15 protein-coding genes are annotated in these 21363 nt (G+C 72.6%); 11 read left to right on the top strand and 4 right to left on the bottom strand.

Annotation, left to right across the window (positions count from 1 at the left end; translation table 11 throughout):
- Nucleotides 1-16 precede the first annotated feature (16 nt).
- Together ACZ7D7_RS03505 and ACZ7D7_RS03500 are read left to right on the top strand one after the other, a co-directional pair.
- The gene (locus ACZ7D7_RS03505) at nucleotides 17-544 is read left to right on the top strand and encodes a flavin reductase family protein (RefSeq protein ID WP_470821980.1); all 528 of its coding nucleotides are present in this window, start codon (nucleotides 17-19) and stop codon (nucleotides 542-544) included.
- Nucleotides 545-705: 161 nt separating this feature from the next.
- On the top strand, nucleotides 706-1941 hold the full coding sequence (locus ACZ7D7_RS03500; RefSeq protein WP_470821978.1) for an AMP-binding protein: 1236 nt from the start codon (nucleotides 706-708) through the stop codon (nucleotides 1939-1941).
- 196 nt (nucleotides 1942-2137) lie between these two features.
- Here ACZ7D7_RS03500 and ACZ7D7_RS03495 read toward each other — a convergent pair whose 3' ends face one another.
- Together ACZ7D7_RS03495 and ACZ7D7_RS03490 are read right to left on the bottom strand one after the other, a co-directional pair.
- A complete protein-coding gene (locus ACZ7D7_RS03495; RefSeq protein WP_470821977.1) occupies nucleotides 2138-3595 on the bottom strand; it encodes an MFS transporter in 1458 nt (485 codons plus the stop codon).
- 106 nt (nucleotides 3596-3701) lie between these two features.
- A complete protein-coding gene (locus tag ACZ7D7_RS03490; RefSeq protein ID WP_470821976.1) occupies nucleotides 3702-4904 on the bottom strand; it encodes an MFS transporter in 1203 nt (400 codons plus the stop codon).
- A 77-nt stretch (nucleotides 4905-4981) separates the two neighbouring features.
- Between ACZ7D7_RS03490 and ACZ7D7_RS03485 the strand changes: the two genes are divergently transcribed.
- Nucleotides 4982-5611, top strand: coding sequence for a TetR/AcrR family transcriptional regulator (locus ACZ7D7_RS03485; protein ID WP_470821975.1), 630 nt, complete (start codon nucleotides 4982-4984; stop codon nucleotides 5609-5611).
- Between the two features lie 57 nt (nucleotides 5612-5668).
- The gene (locus ACZ7D7_RS03480; RefSeq protein ID WP_470821974.1) at nucleotides 5669-7912 is read left to right on the top strand and encodes an MMPL family transporter; all 2244 of its coding nucleotides are present in this window, start codon (nucleotides 5669-5671) and stop codon (nucleotides 7910-7912) included.
- Between the two features lie 59 nt (nucleotides 7913-7971).
- Here ACZ7D7_RS03480 and ACZ7D7_RS03475 read toward each other — a convergent pair whose 3' ends face one another.
- Both ACZ7D7_RS03475 and ACZ7D7_RS03470 read right to left on the bottom strand, forming a co-directional pair.
- Nucleotides 7972-8742 (bottom strand): transglutaminase-like domain-containing protein, encoded by a 771-nt coding sequence (locus ACZ7D7_RS03475; protein ID WP_470821972.1) that lies wholly within the window; start codon nucleotides 8740-8742, stop codon nucleotides 7972-7974.
- An 84-nt stretch (nucleotides 8743-8826) separates the two neighbouring features.
- Nucleotides 8827-9555: an NUDIX domain-containing protein gene (locus ACZ7D7_RS03470; protein ID WP_470821971.1), complete on the bottom strand. Its 729-nt coding sequence runs from the start codon at nucleotides 9553-9555 to the stop codon at nucleotides 8827-8829.
- 142 nt (nucleotides 9556-9697) lie between these two features.
- Here ACZ7D7_RS03470 and ACZ7D7_RS03465 point away from each other — a divergent pair, with 142 nt between their 5' ends.
- The 7 genes from ACZ7D7_RS03465 (at nucleotide 9698) to ACZ7D7_RS03435 (ending at nucleotide 21145) form a co-directional block, all read left to right on the top strand.
- On the top strand, nucleotides 9698-12151 hold the full coding sequence (locus tag ACZ7D7_RS03465) for a hypothetical protein (RefSeq protein WP_470821969.1): 2454 nt from the start codon (nucleotides 9698-9700) through the stop codon (nucleotides 12149-12151).
- Nucleotides 12148-14730 (top strand): prodigiosin MAP biosynthesis aminotransferase PigE, encoded by a 2583-nt coding sequence (pigE, locus tag ACZ7D7_RS03460; protein WP_470821968.1) that lies wholly within the window; start codon nucleotides 12148-12150, stop codon nucleotides 14728-14730. Before ACZ7D7_RS03465 ends, pigE begins: the two co-directional genes overlap by 4 nt.
- On the top strand, nucleotides 14727-15005 hold the full coding sequence (locus tag ACZ7D7_RS03455; protein ID WP_470821966.1) for an acyl carrier protein: 279 nt from the start codon (nucleotides 14727-14729) through the stop codon (nucleotides 15003-15005). Before pigE ends, ACZ7D7_RS03455 begins: the two co-directional genes overlap by 4 nt.
- Nucleotides 14999-16255: a beta-ketoacyl-ACP synthase II gene (fabF, locus tag ACZ7D7_RS03450; protein WP_470821964.1), complete on the top strand. Its 1257-nt coding sequence runs from the start codon at nucleotides 14999-15001 to the stop codon at nucleotides 16253-16255. Before ACZ7D7_RS03455 ends, fabF begins: the two co-directional genes overlap by 7 nt.
- Nucleotides 16256-16355: 100 nt before the next feature.
- Nucleotides 16356-18227, top strand: coding sequence for a 2-oxoacid:acceptor oxidoreductase subunit alpha (locus ACZ7D7_RS03445; RefSeq protein WP_470821963.1), 1872 nt, complete (start codon nucleotides 16356-16358; stop codon nucleotides 18225-18227).
- A complete protein-coding gene (locus ACZ7D7_RS03440; protein ID WP_470821961.1) occupies nucleotides 18220-19278 on the top strand; it encodes a 2-oxoacid:ferredoxin oxidoreductase subunit beta in 1059 nt (352 codons plus the stop codon). Before ACZ7D7_RS03445 ends, ACZ7D7_RS03440 begins: the two co-directional genes overlap by 8 nt.
- Nucleotides 19279-19348: 70 nt before the next feature.
- Entirely contained in the window at nucleotides 19349-21145 is a 1797-nt protein-coding gene (locus tag ACZ7D7_RS03435) for an NAD(P)/FAD-dependent oxidoreductase (RefSeq protein ID WP_470821959.1), read from the top strand.
- The last annotated feature ends 218 nt before the right edge of the window (nucleotides 21146-21363 follow it).

Genomic DNA, 21363 nt, shown 5'->3' with positions numbered 1-21363 from the left:
GGGGAGGGCATTCGCCATGACCGCCGATCACCTACCCGACATCCGCCCCCTGATGGCGGGATTCCCCACGGGGGTCACCGTGATCACCGCGCTGACTCCCGACGGCGAGCCCCGGGGCATGACCGCCACCTCGCTGTGCAGCGTCGCCCTGGACCCGCCCACCGTGCTGATCTGCCTCAGATGTGGCAGCCCCACCCTGGACGCCGTCCTCGCCGGCGGCGGATACGCCGTCAACCTGCTGCACAGCGAGGCGCGTTCCACGGCGGAGCTGTTCGCCTCCGGCGCCGCCGACCGCTTCGAGCGGGTCACCTGGCGCGCCGAGGGCAACGCCCGCGGACCGCATCTTGTGGAGTCGGCGCACATTATCGCGGACTGCGAGGTGGCCGACACGCACACCGTGGGCGACCACTGCGTGGTCTTCGCCCGGGTGCGGTCCATACAACAACTACGGACCCGGAAACCCCTGCTGTACGGAATGCGCCGCTACGGCGACTGGACGGAATCCGGCGAGGACAGCAATCTGCTCTACGACTACATCTCCTGACGACGCCCGCACCTTCCGTGCGCCGGATGGCCGGAATTCGGCGATGCGGCAATCTGGGAGGTGACCCGGGGTACCGGCGGAATGCAGCATCGGGAAGGAAGCGGGTGGAATTACCTGCCTCATTCCGGCGGACATGCCGACCGCAGCCTCAGGGGGACCAGGTGACTAGCCAGCCCGTACTGCTCGCCCCACGCCCGCTCGAAACCGTACCGGCCCAGAAGACCGCGGCCGCAAGGCCGTTCACCCTCGACTCCGTCTTCAGCAGGGCGGCCCGTCGGAACCCCACGGCAGTGGCCGTGCGGGACCCGGCGGGCCATCTGTCGTATGGCGGGGCGGAGAACCGCGCCGTGCAGTTGGCCACCGGCCTGGTGCGGCACGGCCTGCAACTCGGCGACCCCGTCGTCGTGCACTGCGCCGACCACCGGCAGTCCGTCGTCGCGCAGTTGGCGGTGCTCAAGGCCGGCGGGGTGTGTGTGCCGGTGCCCGCCGACTTCGGCCGCAAGGCGGCCGCGCGGGCGTTCGAGGTGAGCGGGGCCCAGGTGGTGTTGTGCAGCACGGCCACCCGGGCCGGGCTGCCGGCCGACGTCCAGGTCGTGGTCCTCGACGACGCCCGGACCTGGGCCCGGCTCGACGCGCTGCACCCCGACCCGGCGCTTCCCCGGTCCGGCCCGATGGACGCCACGTATCTGATGGTCGACGAGCGGGGCGGACAGCTGGTCGACCACCGCGCCTGGCAGTGCATGCTGGCCTCCCGGGTGCAGCAGATCGGTCCGGCGCCGGGCGCGGTGGCCGTACGGCAGGCGCCGGGCGGCGCGCGCACGCTCTCCGCGATGTGGTGGGCCTTCGCCTCGGGCGGGACGCTCCTGGGCCTGACGCGCGAGAGCGATCTGGTGCGGGGCTTCGGCAGCGGGGTGGCGGCCCTGTTCAGCGAGGAGGAGTACGACCGGGTGCTGACGGCGGACGAGCAGAGCGGTGACGCCCCCGCCATGGTGGTCCTGCTCGGCGGGCCGTGCCCCGGGAGCGTGGTCGAACGGCATCTCGCACGCTACGGGGCGAGCCCTCTGTGGGCCGAGTTCGCGCCCGTCGGCGGCCTGCTGCCGTGGGCCGTGCGGCAACTCGGCACCGACGCCCGGGTGGTACCGGGGGACGCCTCCGTGGGCCGGCCCATGGCCAACGTGTACGTGCGGGTGCTGGACCGGGCCGGCCGGGTGCTCCCGCCCGGCCGCGTGGGCGAACTCTGCGCGACCGGACCCGCCCTGCCCTTCGACCGCGTCGGCGGCTGGGAGGCCCGTCTCACCGATCCGGACCCCGAGCGCACCCTGCTGCACCGCTCGTCCTGGTTCGGCCGCTGGCGCGCGGACGGCAGCGTGGAGCTGACGGCCCCTCGCCGCCCCTGACTCCGTCCCCGACCCGACCCGGGCCGGTCACAGGGCACCCCACCCTGTGACCGGCCCGCTTTCCTGCCCTGCCCGCCCTGGCCTTCCGGCGAAGGCGACTTTCTTGCCCGGCCCGCCCTGGCCGTTCCGGCGAAGGCGGAGAAGGCGGGCAGGGGCAGCCCGGACGGCCGCCCCTGCCCTGTCGGTGAGCCGCGGGTCAGTCCGCGGCGGCTGCGGCCTCCTCGGCCGGCGGGGCCGTCGCCGGTTCCTCGGGGCGCGGGGGCTCGGGACGGAGCACGGCCACCGCCACCACCAGGCCCAGCACGGCGACTCCCGCCGCGCCCAGGAAGGCGTAGTGGAAGCCCGAGTTGAGGGCCTCGGCCCGAGGCCCGCCGACCGCGTCGGTACGCGACTCGGCGACGGAGGCCAGCACCGCCACACCGAGTCCGGCACCCAGCCGCTGGGTCGTGTTGATCACGCCGGAGACGATGCCCGTCTGCGTCGGTGCCGCGGCCTTGACCCCGGGCACGGTGGACCCGACGAAGCAGGCCGGCAGCGCCACGGCGAAGATCACCGCCGCGGGCAGGAACCGGGTCACGTACGCGGCGTCGGTGGGCAGCGTGCCCAGCATCAGCAGCGCGATCGTCATCAGTGCCAGACCGACGATCAGTACCCACCGCGGCCCGAACCGCTTGAGCGCCATCGGGATCAGCACGCGGGACACCGGGATGCTGAGCAGCGCGATCGGAAGGAGCGCGAGCCCGGCCCGGACCGAGCTGTAGCCCTGCACCTCCTGGAAGTACAGGGACACGAAGACGAAGACGGGCACATGGGTCGCGCCGACCACGAAGTTCGCGACGGCGGCACCGGTGATGTCCCGCTCCCGGAACACACCGAACGGCAACAGGGGGTCGTCGACCCGGCGTTCGATCAGGAAGAACGCGGCACCGAGCAGGATCGCGACCGCCCCGAGCGCCCACTGCACCGGGCCGAGTTCACCCTCGGCCGCCACCGTCACCACGTACACCGTCAGCAGCAGACAGCTGGTGCCGGTGAGGAGGCCGGGCAGGTCGAGCCGGCCGCGCGCGGCCTTCGGGTCCGCCTTGTCGGCGGGGATCAGACGGCCGCTCAGCAGCAGCCCGGCGATGCCGATAGGGACGTTGATCAGGAAGATCCACTCCCAGCCGAGCCCTTGCACGATCACGCCGCCGAGCGTCACGCCGCCGGCCGCGCCGACCGCGCCCATCGCGCTCCACACCCCGAAGGCCCGCCGGTTGGCCTCCGGCTCGGTGAACATGATGGCCAGCAGGGCGAGTTCGGCGGGGATCAGCAGGGCCGCGCCGACGCCCTGCAACGCACGGGCCGCGATCAGGAACCAGCCGGCCTCGGCGAGCCCCGCGAGCAGCGAGGCGAGGGTGAAGATCCCCAGGCCGGCCCGGAACATCCGCCGCGGGCCGAGGAGATCGCTGGCTCGGCCGGCGCCGAGCTGGAAGCCGCCGAAGGTGACCTGGTACGCGGTGCTCACCCAGACGAGCGCGACCACGCCGATGCCGAGCGCGGCACCGATCGTCGGCATGGCCAGATTGATGATCGAGACGTCCAGAAAGACGATCAGCTCGACGCCGGTGAGCAGCAGGAGTGCCCCCCGGCGTCCTGCGAGTACTCCGTCGGCCATCGCAGACCTCCCCTCCGTGAGGTGTGGCCGGGGCACCCCCGAGCCATTGATTAGATGCTAACTCTAGTGTCTTACTCCAGGAAGTGTTCGGCTGCGATTGGCTTGATCAAGCTGCCGCCCGCAGGGTCCGGCGTCCGGTCCAGGCGCAGGTCAGCGCCAGGGCGAACGCCGCTGCGGCGAAGGTCCACGCGCCGGTGAACCCGGTGGAGGCGTCCGCGAGCAGCCCGAAGGCGATCGGTCCGACCACGAAGCCGCCGAAGAACCCCATCGACACCAGTGCGGAGGCGTGGCCCGTCTGCCCGTAGCCGCTGCCGCGGGTGACCGCGACCATCGACACGGCGGTGGCCGCCGCGCCGGAGCCGCCGACGCCGAGGGCGCCCAGCCAGACGAGCCACGTGCCCTGGGTGGCCGCCGGGATCAGAGCCGTGCACGCGATCGATATGACCGCCAGGGCGAGCAGGGAGACGGGGATGTCCGTCAGCCGGTCGCTGAAGCGGGTCCACAGGACCCGGGTGGCGATGCCCGCGATGCCGATGACCGAGATCAGTGCGCCGGCCGTGCTCTCGCCCATCGCCAGGTGCTGGTGGGCGTAGAGCGGCAGGTAGGTGCTGAGCGGTGCCAGTCCGCAGCCGAAGAACAGCGAGTAGGCCATCAGCCAGCGGGTGGCCGCGTTCGGTGGATGCGGCAGGCCGAAGCGCACGGGCCCCGTGGGGGCCGGATCGCGGGGGAGTGCGAGGAGGGCGAGGGGCACCGTGGCCAGCATGACCGGAATGACGAGCGCGACCGCGGTCCGCCAGGACGTGGCGTCGGCCAGGGGCGGCAGCATCAGCCCGGTGAGCAGCGTCGCGATCGGTATGCCGGACTGTTTGACGCCGACGGCCTCGGCGCGCCGCGCCGGCGGGACGTGGGCGGCGATCAGCCGGTTGGTGGACGGGTTGGCCAGGGCCTGCGGCAGTCCGGCGAGGGCCAGCGCGGCGAGCAGCAGCGCATAGGTGTGGCCCGCGGCCAGCAGGGCGAAGACGGCCGCCATCAGGGTCAGGAGCGCGAGGAACGCGCGGCGCCCGCCGAGCAGATCGGTCAGGTGGCCGGCGTACAGCGAGGCCACGGTGGCGGTGCCGAACGCCGCGGCCGGCAGGAGGCCGACGGCCGAGCGCGAGATGCCGAGGTCCGCGACGATAAACGGTCCCAGGGCGCCGGTCGTGTAGAGGGCGAGCATGGACAGGCCCATGCCGCCGGTGAGGATGGGGATGAGGGCGCGCGGGGCCCGGGCGTCACTGCCCGGTCCGGCCTTGGTGGAACTGAGCGTCATGGTTGCGTCCCTTCGATGAGACGTGTAATTCTGGTGTCACACTCTAGAGTTTCGATACAGAAAACAGGCGGGACCTCATGGCGAACCGGATAGACGGTCGGCGACTCCGCTCCCAGCAGACCCGGCGGAAGATGCTCGACGCCGCGATGAAGCTCTTCGTGCAGCACGGCTACGGCCTCACCACGATCGAATCGATCGCACAGGAGTCCGGCGTCGCGGTGCAGACGATCTACTTCTCCTTCGGGAACAAGGAGCAGATCCTCAAGGAGCTGATCGACCTGCACGTGGCGGGGGACGACGATCCCGTGCCGACGCTGGAGCGGCCTCAAGTGGTCGAGGCCCTTTCCCTCGACGACCCGCGCGAGCTGCTCGGCGCGCTGGCCACCATGACCCGGGTCATCAACCAGCGGGTCGTCCCCCTGCTCGAAGTGCTCCGCAACGCCGTCATCAGCAGCGGCAACGGAGCCGAGCTGTGGGACACGAACAAGAAGCAGCGAAGGATGGTCCAGCGGCGCTTCGTGGAGGTGCTGGCCGAGAAGGGGGCTCTCACCGAGGGCCTCGACCTCGACCGTGCCGTGGACATCTGTTACGTCCTGCTCGGCCCCGAGGTCTACCACCTGTTCGTCACCGAACGCGGCTGGCCGCCAGAGCTGTGGGAGAGCTGGGTCCATCAGGGCCTGTGCAGCCACCTCCTGGCAGGGCGCTGAGCCGTGGCCTCGTACGCCGCGGTGTCGCCGCGGCGCCCACCATGACGTGAGGAAGTCATGTCCACAACCACGCAGACCCGCGCCGAAACCGGTGGCGGGCCGGCCCCGGTGACCGGCGGCCTGGCCACGCTCGCGCGCGCCCTGGTCGATCGCAGACGCATCGCCATGCTGCTCGTCGCGCTGGTCGCGGCCGCCGCCGCGGTGCTCGGCGCCGACGCCGAGGGCCACCTGTCCACCGGCGGCTACACGCCCACCAGTGCCGAGGCCGTCCAGGCCGACCGCATGCTCGCCGACCGGTTCAAGGCCGGCGCACCCAACGTCGTCCTCGTCGCCCGCACCGACGACGGCGTCGACGCGGCCGGGGCCGCGGCGGCCGGCCGCGACCTCACGGAGCGCATCGCCCGCACCGAGGGCGTGGTCTACGCGCAGTCGTACTGGACGTCCGGCGACCAGAAACTCCGCTCCGACGACGGCAGGACCGGCCTGGTCCTGATCAGGCTCGGCGGCGACGACAACCACGTGCACCACCTCGTGACCGACCTGGTGCCCGAGGTGACCGGCCGTCAGGGTCCGCTCGACGTGAAGGCCACCGGACTGGCCCAGATCAACGCCGAGGCCGACGAGCAGAGCGCCACCGACCTGACCCGCGCCGAACTGCTGGCCGCGCCGCTCACCCTGCTGATCCTGCTCGCCACGTTCGGCTCGGTCGTCGCCGCTCTGGTGCCCGCGCTGGTCGGCGTGGTGTCCGTGGTCGGCACGTACGCCGTGCTGCGACTCCTGGCCGAGACCACCTCGGTGTCCATCTTCGCGTTGAACATCACCACCGCCCTCGGCTTCGGACTCGCGGTCGACTACAGCCTGTTCGTCGTCACCCGGTACCGCGAGGAACTCGCGGCCGGCCGCGAGGTCACCGAGGCGATCGCGGCCAGTCTGCGCAGCGCCGGACGGACCGTGCTGTTCTCCGCCGTCACCGTGGCGCTCTCGCTGGCCGCCCTGCTGGTCTTCCCGATCTACTTCCTGCGCTCGCTCGCCTACGCCGGAATCGTGGTCGTCGTCCTCGCCGCCTCGGCCACGGTCCTGCTCATGCCCCCTCTGCTGGCGCTCATCGGGCGCCGCATCGACAAGTGGGACGTCTTCGCCCCGCTGCGCCGCAAACTGCCCGGCGCCGGCAGCCCCGAGCGAGGGCTGTGGCACCGTCTCGCCGTCGCCGTCATGCGCCGCCCCCTGGTGATCGGCGCCACCGTCGCGATCGCCCTCGCGGCCCTCGCCCTGCCGTTCACCCAGGCACGTTTCGCCCTGATGGACGACCGGGTGCTGCCCCGGGGCGCGGCGTCCCAGGTCGCCTCCGACACGATCCGGGAGGAGTTCCAGGGCGCGCAGACCTCGCCCGTCGTGGTCGTCGTCCCGGACGTCGACCCCGGCAGCGACGAAGTCGCCGCCTACGCACAGCGGTTGTCGGCGCTGCCCGGCACGGTCCGGGTGGACAGCGCCGCCGGCACCTACGCCGGCGGAAGCCAGGCGGCTCCGCCCGGCGAATCGGCCGCGGCGTTCCGTGGCGGTGGCGGCACCTGGCTGTCCGTGGTGTCCGACCGCGACGCCGGTTCCGCGGCCGGCGAGGACTACGTCCGCGCGGTCCGGGACGTGGACGCTCCGGGAACCGTCCTGGTCGGCGGGGACGCCGCCACCCAGGTCGACACCAAGGAGAGCCTCAGCAGCCGGCTGCCGTGGGCCGCCGCGATCATCGCGGTCAGCATGTTCGTGCTGCTGTTCCTGTTCTCCGGCAGCGTGGTCATCCCGATCAAGCAGCTCGGGCTGAACATGCTGAGCCTCACCGCCTCCTTCGGCGCCATGGTGTACGTCTTCCAGGACGGCCATCTCAAGTGGCTGGTCGGCGACTTCGTGCACACCGGCCAACTGGAGGTCACCGTGCCGATCCTGATGTTCTGCGTCGCCTTCGGCCTCTCCATGGACTACAGCGTGTTCCTGCTGTCGCGCATTCGCGAGGAGTACCTCGCCACCGGCGACAACACCGGCGCCGTCGCCTTCGGCATGGAGCGCACCGGACGGCTGATCACCGCGGCCGCGCTGATCGTCGCCATCGTGCTGGGCGCCCTGGCCACGTCCGAGCTGTCGATCCTCAAGCTGCTCGGCGCGGGACTCGCCCTCGCCGTCCTGGTCGACGCGACCCTGGTGCGCGGCCTGCTGGTGCCGGCGGCGATGCGGCTGCTCGGCCACCTCAACTGGTGGGCGCCGCGCCCCCTGAAGAAGCTGCACGCCAAGTTCGGCCTGACCGACGACTGAGTACGCGCCGGACGGCCGGGCGGCTCCGCCCGCCCGGCCGTCCGGCCGTGGGGGAGAGTTCACCTCAGAGCGGGCTCGGCCGGCGACGTGCCCTCGGGGAGCGACCGGTACAGCAGGTGCAGCGCCGGGTGATGGGTGCGGAGCCAGGCCGTGAAGTGCTCGTCCGTCTCCGCGGCGCTGCCCATGCGCGCACCGTGCTCCCGCAGGAAGTCCATGTACAGGTTGCCGAGGCGCACCGCGGGACGGATCGTGCGCCGCATCCGCTTGGCCATCAGCGAGGCGATGTCCGCGACCGGGACCACGTCCTCCAGGATGTGGTCGGCGTTCAGGTGCAGCATCGCGTCCCGCGCGCCGTCCCACTCGACCGGCCGGCTCTGCGGGTTGAGGTGCGCCGAGCCCAGCGAGAGCGCCAGGTCGTCGGAGGGATCGCAGCGCACCCAGCGCCCGTTCAGCAGCACGCAGGCGTACACGTGCCGGCTGATCTCGCCCACCATCCGCGCCAGCCGGGGCAGGGCGATCGGGCCGAAGTACTCCCGGCCCCGCACCCGCATCACGCCGTACCCGGCCGGGATGCCCACCGAACGCAGCAGCGCCACCAGCAGGTTGGCGCTGTTGGTACAGGTGCCGTCGCCGAGTTCGAGCGTGCGCGACGCCGTCTGCTGCCAGTCGCCCACGCGATAGCGGATCCCGTCCCGTACGTGGTGGAACGCGGCCACCGCCGTCGCCCTGTCGTCCCGGTCCGCGCGCAGTTCGGCGGCCAGTTGACGCACCCGCGGGTCGGAGGTGTCGCAGTACCAGGTCTCCTGAAGGAACGGACGAAGCGCATCCACCGCTGACCACCCATCATTAAGAGTCGATTGGAGGTCTAGTTGAGGCCTTCGTCCCTGAGCGGAGCGACTCCTGTATTGCTCGGATCAGACGGCGAGGGCGGCGCGCAGCCGGCGCAGACTCGCGGCGTGCGCGGCACTGAGTGACGCCGGTTCGACGTCACGGACCCGGAACCAGCCCGCGTGACGGGCGTCGTCGCGGCCCTCGGCGGCGGGCGGCTCCCCGGAGCCGCCGGGCAGCCGGACGTGGATCGCGGTGTTCTCGATCCACGCGTTGTCCGTGTTGCGCACCGACCAGTACGCGACCCCCTGGTGCAGCAGCCCCACCGGTCCGCCGCGCACCCGCACCCCGGTCTCCTCCTCCGCCTCGCGCAGCGCCGCCCGCAGCGGGTCCTCCACGGCGCCGGTGACCGGGTCCGTCTCGCGGAAGCCGCCCGGGAAGGCGAGCTGGCCCGTGTCGCGCCGCCGCACCAGCAGGACCAGGGCGTCCGCATCCGCACCGTGGGTCACGACGGCGTCGGCGGTCGGGTTCGGGCCGAGCCGGTGCAGCCGCCCCCGGCCGGTTATCCCCGTGGGGCCGGCGGGACTCAGGGGCCGGCCACTCGCCGCGTCCCGCAGCAGCAGCGGGTGGCAGGTCAGCCGGACCGCCCGCCGCCACACCGCCGCGAGATCCGTCTCCGGCCCGGGCACCGACGGCGCCTCGTACTCCACCGGCGCGTACCCCGGCTCCAGGGTGAACCAGTCACGGGTCGCGGGAACCGGAACATCGGGGTACCCGACCCGCCGCCGCAACTCCCGTACCCGCTGCTGTTCCACATGCCCCTCCTCACGGTGCCCCGAGCGTCCCACACCCGAAGCGCCTCCTCCCCACACCTCCAGAAGACGTGCAGACCGACTCCAGAGCCCGGCACGCACACTCCCGGAGAGCACCGGCTACACCAATGGGGGGAATCGGACCGTGGACAGCGGGAGCGACAGCGTCGGGCCACCGCACTTCCTGATCGTGGCCGTGGGGAAGAGCCAGGCCTTCCAGCGTGCCGTCGCCTCCGCCTTCGGTGACCTCGTCGACGGCTCGGAGCGGATCCTCACCACGTCCGCCCTGCCGTACGAGCGCAGCGACTGGCCGGAGCCCTACCGGCGCACCCGCGACCGTTCGCGGCGCTACCTCGACAGGGCGCTGCCCCGCGCGGTGCTCACCGTGTGCTCCGCCGAGACCCTCGCCGAAGCGGGCGCGTACCTGGGCGAGGTCGCCGGGCCCGACGCCGGGCGGCCCGCCACGCTCGCCCTGGTCCTGGTCGACGCCGTGGCGGCCGGGGTGTCCGCCGACCTGCTGGACCACACCCTCACCGACGAACTCGACGCCCTGCGGGCCGGGTTGCCCGCACACGTCGGCTTCGAGGCATCGCCGTACACCGTGCACGTCTACGACGACGCACCCGCGTCACGCGCGCGGATCGCCGAGCCCTACAGCCGCCGCCGGCTGCCCGGCAGCGGCTGGGTCCTGGCCGCCGACCTGATCTGCGCCTTCACCGACGTGATCCAGCTGCGTCACTCCGGCGGGCCGCTGCGGGCCTCCGCCCGCACCGCGCCCCCCGTCCTCGCCGGCGCGCTCGCCGACTTCCTCGACTCCCGGGCCGAAGCCGCCTGGGGACTGCACTACTACACGGGCTCGGTGGTCTCCGGGCTCATCGCCGCACTGGAACGCCGCGCCGCCTGGGCCGGCAATCCGGTGCTGCGCGGCCCGAGCGAGCACAGCCTCGCGTGCGCCGCGCTGGCCCGGTGGCAACTGGACACCGCGCCCGCCCTCGTCGTCGTCACCAGCGGCATGGTGGACGAGTTCCGCGGCACGCTCGCCAACCTCCGCGAGGCCCGCGCCCGCTGTCTCATCGTGTGCGCCGATTCCCGCGCCGACACCTGGTACCCCTTCCAGGGCACCGTGCACGCCGCCGAGGACTCCCGGGACGTGCTGCGCGCCCGCCGCATCCCGTACGTCCACCTCGACGACCCGAACCGGATCGAGGCCGATCTGGCCACGGCGTTCGCGGCCTACGACGAGGGCCGGGGCCCGGTCGTGCTGCTCGCGACGCCCGAGGTGCTGGAAACCGCCGGCGCCCCCCTGAGGGTCCTTGCGCCCCCGCCCCCTGCACCCCGGGCCACGGTCACCGAGGACGCCCTCGCGCCCGTCGTCGGCCTGCTCAACGACGGCCCCGAACGGGTGCTGTGGCAGCTCGGGTCGCTCTCCGCCACGGAGCGTTCCCTGGTCCACGAGATCGCCGCGGCCGGAGGCATCGGCCTCGCCGACAGCCTCACCCGCCCCGGCTCCGTCGCCCGCCACCGGGACGGCAGCACCGTCGCCGAGTACCTCGGCACACTCGGCCTGTACGGGTACTCGGCCCGCGTCCACGCCTTCCTGCACCACGAGGGACGCCTCAGGCCCCGCGACGAACAGTGCCTCTTCTTCGTCAAGAGCCGCATCGCCGAGGCTGCCACCCCGTTCTCGCTGCGCGCCCTGCGCCGGTCCCTGCGCATCGTCCAGGTCACCCACGAGGCCGCGCACCTCGCGCCGTTCGCCGACCACCGGGTCCAGGCCGAGGCCGCCGGCTTCCTGCGCGCCGTCCGGGAACGCCTCGACGTGGCCCCCGGCCTGCTCGCGGCCCGGCGCCGCGCGCTCGCCGAGACCGCCGACTCCGCCTCGGACGTCCTGCACGCCCTGCCCGTACAGCCGATGAGCCTCAACTACTTCCACCACCGGCTCGCCACGGTCCTGGACGAGCTGATCAGCCGGTACGACTACACCTACACCGGGGTGTACGACGTCGGACGCGGCGGGTTGTCCGCCATCCGCAACCTGCCCCGCACCGGCCCCGGCTTCTCCGGCTGGTACGGCCGCGCGCTGATGGGCGACGCCCTCCAGGCCGTGCCCGCCGTCGCCCTCACCCGGCCCGGCAACACCCTCGCCTTCGTCGGCGACGGCGCCGCCGCTCTCGTCCCGGACATCCTGCCCACCCTGATCCAGCAGGTGTGCTTCGACGGGCACCGGCTCCGGGGCAACCTGACCGTCTTCCAGCTGATCGACGGCGGCCACTCCATGATCCGCACGTACCGGGAGGGCCGTCACGCGGCCGGTGCCGGACAGCAGACCCAGGTCCTCCACCTGCTTCCCGAGGACGGCGAGGAGACCTTCGGCCCGCTCACGGTGGTCCGCCGCAGACTCGACGACGTCGACCCCGCGGCGCTGCGCTCCGCCCTCCTGCGCCAGTCGACGGTGAACCTCTTCGCCGTGCCGGTCACGCACAACAACGAGGGCGACGGACTCAGCCTGCTGTCCCAGCTCGGCTGGCAGCGCGACGTCCTTCCCGAACTCGCCCTCGCCCCGGCTCGTACGCACCGCGCTCCTGGAGGCACCCGATGAGGTTCGGCTTCCTCGCCCACGCCGTCGGCGAAGGCCACCGCAACCAGGTCCGCGGAACCGACCTGCTCGGCCGGCTGCTCGACGAACACCGCGGCACGGCCCGCACCCCCGGTCCGCGCCACCACGTGACGCTGCCGCCCTTCACGCTCACCTCCGCGCTCGGCGCCCGCTGCTCCGGCTCGGTGCGCCAACTCCCGTACACCGCCGAGCAGTTGCTGCGCCGCCCGACGGCCGCCCGGGAACTGGTCGCGGCCGAAGCCGCCGCGCTGCGCGACGAGGGCGCCCGGCTGATCGGCCTCGGCGGGGCCACCTCCATCGTCGGGGACCGCGGCCAGTGGACCGCCAAGACCGTCGACACCGCCCTGACCAGTGGCAACTCCCTGACCACCTACGCCGCCCTCGCCGCCGTCCGGCACTGCGCCGAACGGCTCGGGCAGACCCCGGGCCGCGCCCGCGTCGCGGTCGTCGGATACCCCGGGTCCATCGGCCTGGCGATGGCCCGGCTGCTGCTCGCCGACGGCTGGGAACTCGACCTGGTGCGCCGCCCCAGCGCCCGCACCGACGCGTCCCTGCTGCGCTACCTGGAACCGGACGAGCGCACCCGGGTCACCCTGCACGACGACCCGGCCCCGCTGTACGACGCCCCCCGGCTCTATGTCAGCGCCTCCTCCACCGGCGGCGCTCTGGACGCCGCCCGGATGCGTCCCGGCTCGGTCGTGGTCGACGTCGCGCTGCCCCGCGACGTCGCCGCGGCCCCGCCCGACGGGCACGACGTGCTGGTCGTCGACGGAGGACTGGTCAGCGCCACGGACGCGGTCCGGCTCGGCGACGGCACCTTCCCCGCGCCCGCCCAGCAGCTCAACGGCTGCCTCGCGGAGACCATCGTGCTCGCCCTGGAGGAGCGCGCCGAACCCTTCTCCCTCGGCCGTGAGCTCGACCTCGACCGGGTCCGCGCGATAGGCGGCCTCGCCGCCCGGCACGGCTTCCTGCCGACGCCGCTCGCGAGCTTCGGGCGGCTCGTCGACGAGGAACGCCTCGACCGGCTCGCCCGCCACCACGCCCTGCCGCGCACGTCGCCGCCCACCCGCACCGGGCAGACGGCACGCCGCTTCCGCCACCACGTCAACCCGCCGATGGCCCGGCTGTTCGCCGCCCACGGCATGGACCGGGTCTTCACCCGCGCCCAGGGCTGCACGCTCACCACCGAGGACGGCACCGAATACCTGGACTTCGTCGCCGGCTACGGCTGCCTCAACCTCGGCCACAACCACCCGGCCGTCACCGCGGCACTGCGCGGCTTCCTCGACGCCGGCGCGCCCACCTTCGTGCAGTACGTCTCCATGCCCGCGCAGACCGCGGAACTGGCGGAACGCCTCAGCGACCTGGCACCCCCCGGACTGGACCGTGTCTTCTTCTCCAACTCCGGCGCGGAAGCCGTCGAGGCCGCGCTCAAGGTGGCCCGGGCGGGCACCGGCCGCACCCGGCTCGTGTACGCCGAGAACAGCTACCACGGCAAGACCCTCGGCGCCCTGTCGGTGACCGGCCGCACCGGCCACTCCGCCGCCTTCCACCCCCTGCTGCCCGACTGCGTCGCCGTGCCGTACGGCGACACCGAGGCGCTCGCGGCGGCCCTCGACGGTGCCGCCGCGCTGATCCTCGAACCGGTCCAGGGCGAGGGCGGCGTCGTCCTGCCGCCGCCCGGATACCTCGCCGAGGCGCAGCGGCTGTGCCGCCGGGCCGGCGCCGTGTTCGTCCTGGACGAGATCCAGACCGGTCTCGGCCGTACCGGCGCGGTGTTCGCCGCCGACCACGACGGCCTCGAACCCGACGTCCTCTGCGTCGCGAAGTCGCTCTCCGGCGGCCTGGTGCCCCTCGCCGCGACCCTCGTCCGCACGGAGCTGTGGGACAGCGCCTACGGAAGCACTGACCGGGCCATGCTGCACTCCTCCACGTTCGGCGGCGGCAACCTCGCCGCGGCCGTCGGACTGGCCACCCTCGACACACTGGCCGCCGAGCGGCTGCCCGAGCGGGCCCGCACGGTCGGCGCCCGGCTGCGCGACCACCTGCGGGAGGTCTGCGCCCCGTACACGTTCGTCCGAGAGGTGCGCGGCATCGGCCTGATGAACGCCATCGAGTTCGACGGGGACTTCTCCGGCGCCGCCCGCGCGCTGGCCGACGAGGCGCTCACCCGGCTGCCGGGCGACCTGCGCACCCTCGTGGACTGGCTGCCCGACCAGGTGCGCGACGCCGTACGACAGGCCGGGCAGGCCGTCGAGTCCTCGCTCGGCGACCTGATGTGCCTGCGGTTCGTCGCCCAACTCGCCCGGGACCACCGGATCCTGTCCTTCGTCACGGCCCACAGCAACCGCGTCCTGCGCATCCAGCCGCCCCTGTTGCTGAGCACCGCCGAGGCCGACCGCTTCGTCGGCGCGATCGGGGCCGTCTGCCAGGACTTCGCCCTGCACACGGATCTGGGGCCCGCCGCACGGACGAAGCCGCTCCCGGCACGGTCCCCCGGCGCGGGGCAACGGTCCGACGCGCCACCGCCCCCATCCCACGACACAAGGCGGTCACAGTGAACACAACTCCCCGGTCCGAGACCGGCGAACAGGTCCTCGAGCACATGACCGGCCTCCTGTGCGAGCGCCTCGGTCTGCTCCCGGAGGAGATCACCAAGGAGGCCCGGCTGCGCGAGGACCTCGGTATGGACTCGCTCGACCTGGTCGAGCTGGTGAACATCCTGGAGGAGCACCTCGGCACCCCCGTCGACGACGAGGACGCCCAGCGCCTGTCGACCGTCGGCGAGGTGGTGGCCCATGTGGTCGACCTCCGCGGCCGGGGTGCGGCGTGGTGACCGCCGGCGACCGGCGCGTGATGGTGACCGGACTCGGGCCGGTGACGTCCATCGGCGTCGGAACCGACGACTTCCACGCCGGGCAGCTCAAAGGCCTCAGCGGAGTCCGGCGAATCTCCCGGTTCGACGCCGCCGACCTGCCGGTGCGGATCGCCGGCGAGGTGGACCTGCCCACCGAGCTGGCCCTCACCGGCCGGGAGGCCGCCACCGCCGACCGGACCACCCAACTCGGTCTGGCCGCCACCATGCTGGCCCTGGAGGACAGCGGACTCGACCTGGCCGCCGAGGACCGCACCAGGATCGGCGTCGTCCTCGGCACCGGCGCGGGGGGCACCACCAGCTGGGAGACCAACGCCGCCACGGCGCTCACCCACGGCGTCCGCCGGCTCGCCGCCCGCTTCATCCCCATGAGCATGGCCAACGGTTCCGCGAGCCGCGTCTCCGTCGACCTCGGACTGCTCGGCCCCAGCAGCGCCGTGGTCACCGCCTGCGCCTCCGGCGCCGAGGCGCTGATCGCCGCCGCCCAGATGATCACCTGCGGTGAGGCCGACGTCGTCCTCGCCGGCGGCGCCGACGCGCCCGTCACCCCGATGATGATCGGCGGCTTCGCCAAGATCCGCGCCCTGTCCACGCGCAACGACCTGCCCGAGCAGGCAAGCCGCCCGTTCGCCGCCGACCGGGACGGTTTCGTGCTCGCCGAGGGAGCGGCCGTCCTGGTCCTGGAGTCCGCCGCGCACGCCGCCGCCCGCGGCGCCCGCGTCCTCGCCGAACTGCGCGGATACGGCAGGTCCTCCGACGCCCACCACGTCACCGCGCCCCACCCGGAGGGCGCGGGCGCCGCACGGGCGATCGAGGCGGCGCTGCGGTCGGCGGGACTGCGGCCCGAGGACATCTCGTACGTCAACGCGCACGGCACCGGCACCTCCTACAACGACGCCGCGGAGGCCAGGGCCCTGCACACCGCGCTCGGCGCGCACGCGCGCCGGACACCGGTGACGGCGCCCAAGTCCATGACCGGCCACGCGCTGGGCGCGGCGGGCGCCATCGAGGCGGTGGTCGCCGTCCAGTCGCTGGAACGGGGTGTCGTCCCGCCCACCGTCAACCTCACCGAACCCGACCCGGACCTGGGCCTCGACGTGGTCGGTGCCGTGCCGCGCGACCTGTCCGTCGACGCGGTCCTGTCCAACTCGTTCGCCTTCGGCGGACACAACGTCGTCCTGGCCCTCACCCGGCCGTCCGAGGCCGCCTGAGGCCCAGAGAGCCGCGGGCCGGCCCCTGTACGCCCCCGAGGGGGCCGGCCCGCATCCATCCGTCCGCCCGCCCGAGTCCACTGCGAGGGGAACTCCACCGATGGTCAGTATGGTCAGCAGGTCCAAGCCGGTCCGACGGCTGGGCCGGGTGGTCATCCGGTTCGCCGGCGACTCCGGCGACGGCATGCAGCTCACCGGCGACCGTTTCACCTCCGAGACCGCCTCGTTCGGCAACGACGTCTCGACGCTGCCGAACTTCCCCGCCGAGATCCGCGCCCCCGCCGGCACGCTGCCCGGTGTCTCCAGCTTCCAACTGCACTTCGCCGACCACGACATCCTCACCCCCGGGGACGCCCCGAACGTCCTCGTGGCCATGAACCCGGCCGCGCTGAAGGCGAACATCGGCGACCTGTCGCGCGGCGCGGAGGTCATCGTCGACACGGACGAGTTCACCAAGCGGGCGATGCAGAAGGTCGGCTACGACGCCAGCCCGCTGGAGGACGGCTCGCTGGACGGCTACCACCTGCACCCGGTGCCGCTGACGACGCTGACGGTCGAGGCGCTGAAGGGGTTCGACCTCACCCGCAAGGAGGCCGAGCGCAGCAAGAACATGTTCGCGCTCGGCCTGCTGAGCTGGATGTACCACCGGCCCACCGAGGGCACCGAGAGGTTCCTGAAGTCGAAGTTCGCCAAGAAGCCCGGCATAGCGGCGGCCAACATCGCCGCGTTCCGGGCGGGCTGGAACTTCGGCGAGACCACCGAGGACTTCGCCGTCTCCTACGAGGTGGCCCCCGCTCCGCTCCCCGCCGGCACCTACCGGAACATCTCCGGGAACCTCGCCCTGTCCTACGGACTGGTCGCCGCCGCCCAGCGAGCGGGACTGCCGCTGTTCCTCGGCTCGTACCCCATCACGCCCGCCTCCGACATCCTGCACGAGCTGAGCCGGCACAAGAACTTCGGCGTACGCACCTTCCAGGCGGAGGACGAGATCGCCGGTATCGGCGCGGCCCTGGGCGCGGCCTACGGCGGAGCGCTCGGCGTGACCACCACCTCGGGCCCGGGCGTGGCGCTGAAGTCGGAGACGATCGGCCTGGCCGTGTCGATGGAACTGCCGCTGCTGATCGTGGACATCCAGCGCGGCGGCCCCTCCACGGGCCTGCCGACCAAGACCGAGCAGGCCGACCTGCTCCAGGCGATGTACGGCCGCAACGGCGAGGCCCCGGTCCCCGTCGTCGCGCCGGCCACCCCCGCCGAGTGCTTCGACGCGGCCCTGGAAGCGGCCCGGATCGCGCTGACGTACCGCACCCCGGTGTTCCTGCTCTCCGACGGCTACCTGGCCAACGGCGCCGAACCGTGGCGGATCCCGCGCCCGGACGAACTCCCCGACCTGCGCGTGGCGTTCGCGAGCGGACCGAACCACACCCTGGACGACGGCACCGAGGTCTTCCGGCCGTACAAGCGCGATCCGCACACCCTCGCCAGGCCGTGGGCGATCCCCGGAACACCCGGCCTGGAACATCGCATCGGCGGCATCGAGAAGCAGGACGGCACGGGCAACATCTCCTACGACCCGGCCAACCACGACTTCATGGTCCGCACCCGCCAGGCCAAGATCGACGGCATCGACGTCCCCGACGTCGAGGTCGACGACCCGACCGGCGAGGCCCGCGTGCTGGTGCTCGGCTGGGGCTCCACCTACGGCCCGATCGCCGCCGCCGTCCAGCGGGTGCGCGCGGACGGCGGCAGCGTCGCCCAGGCACACCTGCGTCACCTCAACCCCTTCCCGGCCAACCTCGGCACGGTGCTGCGGGCCTACGACAAGGTCCTCGTGCCCGAGATGAACCTCGGCCAGCTCTCCCTGCTGCTGCGTGCCGCGTACCTGGTGGACGCCCAGTCGTGCAACCAGGTCAACGGAATGCCCTTCCGGTCGGCCGACCTCGCCCTTGTGCTCAAGGAGGCCCTCGATGACTGAGACCGCGCCCCTGTCCCTGCCTCTCCTGCCCACCGCCCCGGCCCCCCTGACGGCCAAGGACTTCCGGACCGACCAGGAGGTGCGCTGGTGCCCCGGCTGCGGCGACTACGCCGTCCTCGCCGCCGTGCAGGGCTTCATGCCGGAGCTGGGCCTGGCCCGCGAGAACATCGTCTTCGTCTCCGGCATCGGCTGCTCCTCCCGCTTCCCGTACTACATGAACACCTACGGGATGCACTCCATCCACGGCCGCGCCCCCGCCATCGCCACCGGCCTGTCCGCGTCCCGTCCCGACCTGAGCGTGTGGGTGGTCACCGGCGACGGCGACGCCCTGTCCATCGGCGGCAACCACCTCGTCCACGCCCTGCGCCGCAACGTCAACCTCAAGATCCTGCTGTTCAACAACCGCATCTACGGCCTGACCAAGGGCCAGTACAGCCCCACCAGCGAGACCGGCAAGATCACCAAGTCGACGCCCCTGGGTTCCCTCGAAGCACCCCTGAACCCGCTCTCGCTGGCGATCGGCGCGGAGGCGTCGTTCGTGGCCCGCACGGTCGACTCCGACCGCAAGCACCTCACCGACGTGCTGCGCCGGGCCGCCGCCCACCCGGGCACGGCGCTGGTGGAGATCTACCAGAACTGCAACATCTTCAACGACGGCGCCTTCGAGGTCCTCAAGGACCGGCAGCAGGCCGAGAACGCGGTCATCCGCCTGGAGCACGGCCGGCCGATCCGCTTCGGCACCGACGGCGCCAAGGGCGTCGTACGGGACCGGGCCACCGGCGACCTGAGGGTCGTCACGGTGACGGCGGACAACGAGGCCGACGTCCTCGTCCACGACGCCCACTCCGCGTCCCCGACCACCGCGTTCGCGCTGTCCCGGCTCGCGGACCCGGACACCCTGCACCACACCCCGATCGGCGTGTTCCGCTGCGTCGACCGGCCCGTCTACGACACCTCGATGGCCGACCAGCTGGACACGGCCGTCGTGCAGCACGGCAAGGGCGATCTCGCTGCCCTGCTGGCCGGCAACGACACCTGGTCCGTGGCCTGACCCGGCGACACCCGCCGCCCGATCCCACGCCGGGGGCCCTCCCGGCGCCGCATCCAGCCAAGGAGTGCCCATGTCCGCGAACGACCGCGACGCCGCCCCCTGGGAACACCACCATGCCGACGTGTGCGTGGTCGGTTCGGGCATCGTCGGCCTGATCAACGCGCTCGCCTACGCCAAGCGCGGACTGTCCGTGGTCTGCGTCGACCAGCCCACGGAGAAGCAGCTCGCCAGCTACAAGGTCGGCGAGTCGCTCCTGATCTACTCCAACGCCTTCCTGCGGGTCCTCGGCGAACTGGACGAGGCCTTCCAGAAGTCGTTCCACAAGGCGGGCTTCTGGATGGCCCACGGCATGGAGGGCCGCACCAGCTTCGACGACTCGGTGTCGGAGTGGGGCTTCGAGAGCGAACTCCCGCAGCACTGGATCGACAAGGCCGTCAACCCGGCGTTCCCGCGCGTGATGTTCGAGGACTCGCAGATCGTCCGCCCCGAGATCGAGGCCGAACTGCGCGAGCGGGTCCGCAAGACGGAGGGCATCACCCTGCTCGACCGCGGCCTGGTGCGCGAGGTCGAACTCGGCCGGGACACCGCCGACCACACCCTCACCTGGGCTTCCCGCGACCGCAAGGAGAAGGGCCGGATCGACGCCCGGTGGATCGTCGACTGCTCCGGTCGGGCCCGGCTGCTGGCCCGCCGCTTCGGCCACGACCTGCCGCTCGACGCCGGATTCGCCACCACCGCGGCCTGGGGGCAGTTCTCCCACTGCACCGACGACCTGTTCGACGAGCGGTGGACCTACCACTTCCCCGACGGCGACACCGCCCGGCGCGACCGCAACACCCTGCACCTGTGGGGACCCGGGTACTGGATCTGGGTCATCCGGCTCGCGGGCGACCGGGTGAGCGTCGGCGTCACCTACGACCGCAACCGGCAGCCCGAGGAGGGCAACGCGCGCGAGGTCTTCTGGAAGGTGCTGCGCCGCTATCCCGTCCTCGACTGGCTGACCGAGGACCACCTGCTGGAGTTCAGCGCCTTCAAGGACGTCCAGCACTGCACCGACACGTTCGTCTCGCCGAAGCGGTACGCCATGGTGGGCGATGCCTCGTCGATCATCGACGCCTACTACAGCCAGGGCCTGTCGCTGTCGATGACGACCTCCTGGCACATCGCCAACATCGCCGAACGCGACATCCGTGACGGCAACCTGGACACCGCCTACCTCGAGCACGTCAACCGCGCGGTCACGGCGGACTGGCGGATCATGCGCTCGATGGTCCGGTCCAAGTACAGCGAGGCGATCGGCGACAGCCGCTTCTTCATCCTCGACCACCTGCTCGACCTCACCGTCTTCGGCGCCGCGATGCTCGGCCGGTTCCGCGCCACCCGATGGCTCATCGAGACCGAGGGCGTCACCGCGGACGAGACCGCGGAGCACGTGAAACTGCGCACCGGCCTGTCCCGGCGCATGTACCTGTCCCAGTCGGCGCCGTGGCACCACCTCGACCCGCACCGCGTCGCCGGCATCGTGGAGCGCTGGCACCGCGGCCTGGAGAACCGGGCCAAGTGGCGGCTGGAGAACGGCGTCGAACTGCCCGCGACCAAGGCCGCGATGCGTGCCTACGCCGCGCTCCCGGGCATCTGGAAGCTCCCCTTCGTCCAGCGCATGCCGAAGGCCGACCTGACCCTCAAGGCGGTCAAGGAACCCGGCTTCACCTCGGTCACGGGCACGGAGTACCGGCCGCCGGTGATGGCGGTCTCGGGCAGCCTGGTGCTGGCCCTGCTCAGCGCGGGCACGCTGTACGACATCGCCGACACCAACGTCAGGAAGCTGCGCAAACTCGGCAGGGGCCTGCGCCGCGGCCGGCGCTGAGAGCGAGCGGGAGGCGGAGCCGGCCGGCGGGCTCCGCCTCCCCGTGCCCGTGTCGGCGCTGCCCGGCGGCGCCCCCCCGGCGGGTGAAGTCGCCGGAACCGTACCGACACTCTGTCGGGAAAATCTTGCGCCGGGCGTCCCGAGCGTGGTCACATGGTATCCGGCTCTTGGTTAGGTCTGCCTAACTACGTCCGCCCTCGGCCCCTCAGGAGGCGCCC

Source organism: Streptomyces sp. NPDC037054 (genome assembly GCF_055606745.1).
The sequence above is the reverse complement of the archived record's forward strand: the minus strand, read 5'-3'. Positions and strand labels throughout refer to the sequence as shown.

Excerpts from the sequence above, each read along its gene's own strand:
- ACZ7D7_RS03495 (WP_470821977.1), bottom strand. The coding sequence starts at position 3,595 with ATGGCCGACGGAGTACTCGCAGGACGCCGGGGGGCACTCCTGCTGCTC.
- pigE (WP_470821968.1), top strand. The coding sequence starts at position 12,148 with ATGAGGTTCGGCTTCCTCGCCCACGCCGTCGGCGAAGGCCACCGCAAC.
- ACZ7D7_RS03435 (WP_470821959.1), top strand. The coding sequence starts at position 19,349 with ATGTCCGCGAACGACCGCGACGCCGCCCCCTGGGAACACCACCATGCC.
- ACZ7D7_RS03485 (WP_470821975.1), top strand. The coding sequence starts at position 4,982 with ATGGCGAACCGGATAGACGGTCGGCGACTCCGCTCCCAGCAGACCCGG.
- ACZ7D7_RS03490 (WP_470821976.1), bottom strand. The coding sequence starts at position 4,904 with ATGACGCTCAGTTCCACCAAGGCCGGACCGGGCAGTGACGCCCGGGCC.
- ACZ7D7_RS03505 (WP_470821980.1), top strand. The coding sequence starts at position 17 with ATGACCGCCGATCACCTACCCGACATCCGCCCCCTGATGGCGGGATTC.
- ACZ7D7_RS03440 (WP_470821961.1), top strand. The coding sequence starts at position 18,220 with ATGACTGAGACCGCGCCCCTGTCCCTGCCTCTCCTGCCCACCGCCCCG.
- ACZ7D7_RS03480 (WP_470821974.1), top strand. The coding sequence starts at position 5,669 with ATGTCCACAACCACGCAGACCCGCGCCGAAACCGGTGGCGGGCCGGCC.
- ACZ7D7_RS03445 (WP_470821963.1), top strand. The coding sequence starts at position 16,356 with ATGGTCAGTATGGTCAGCAGGTCCAAGCCGGTCCGACGGCTGGGCCGG.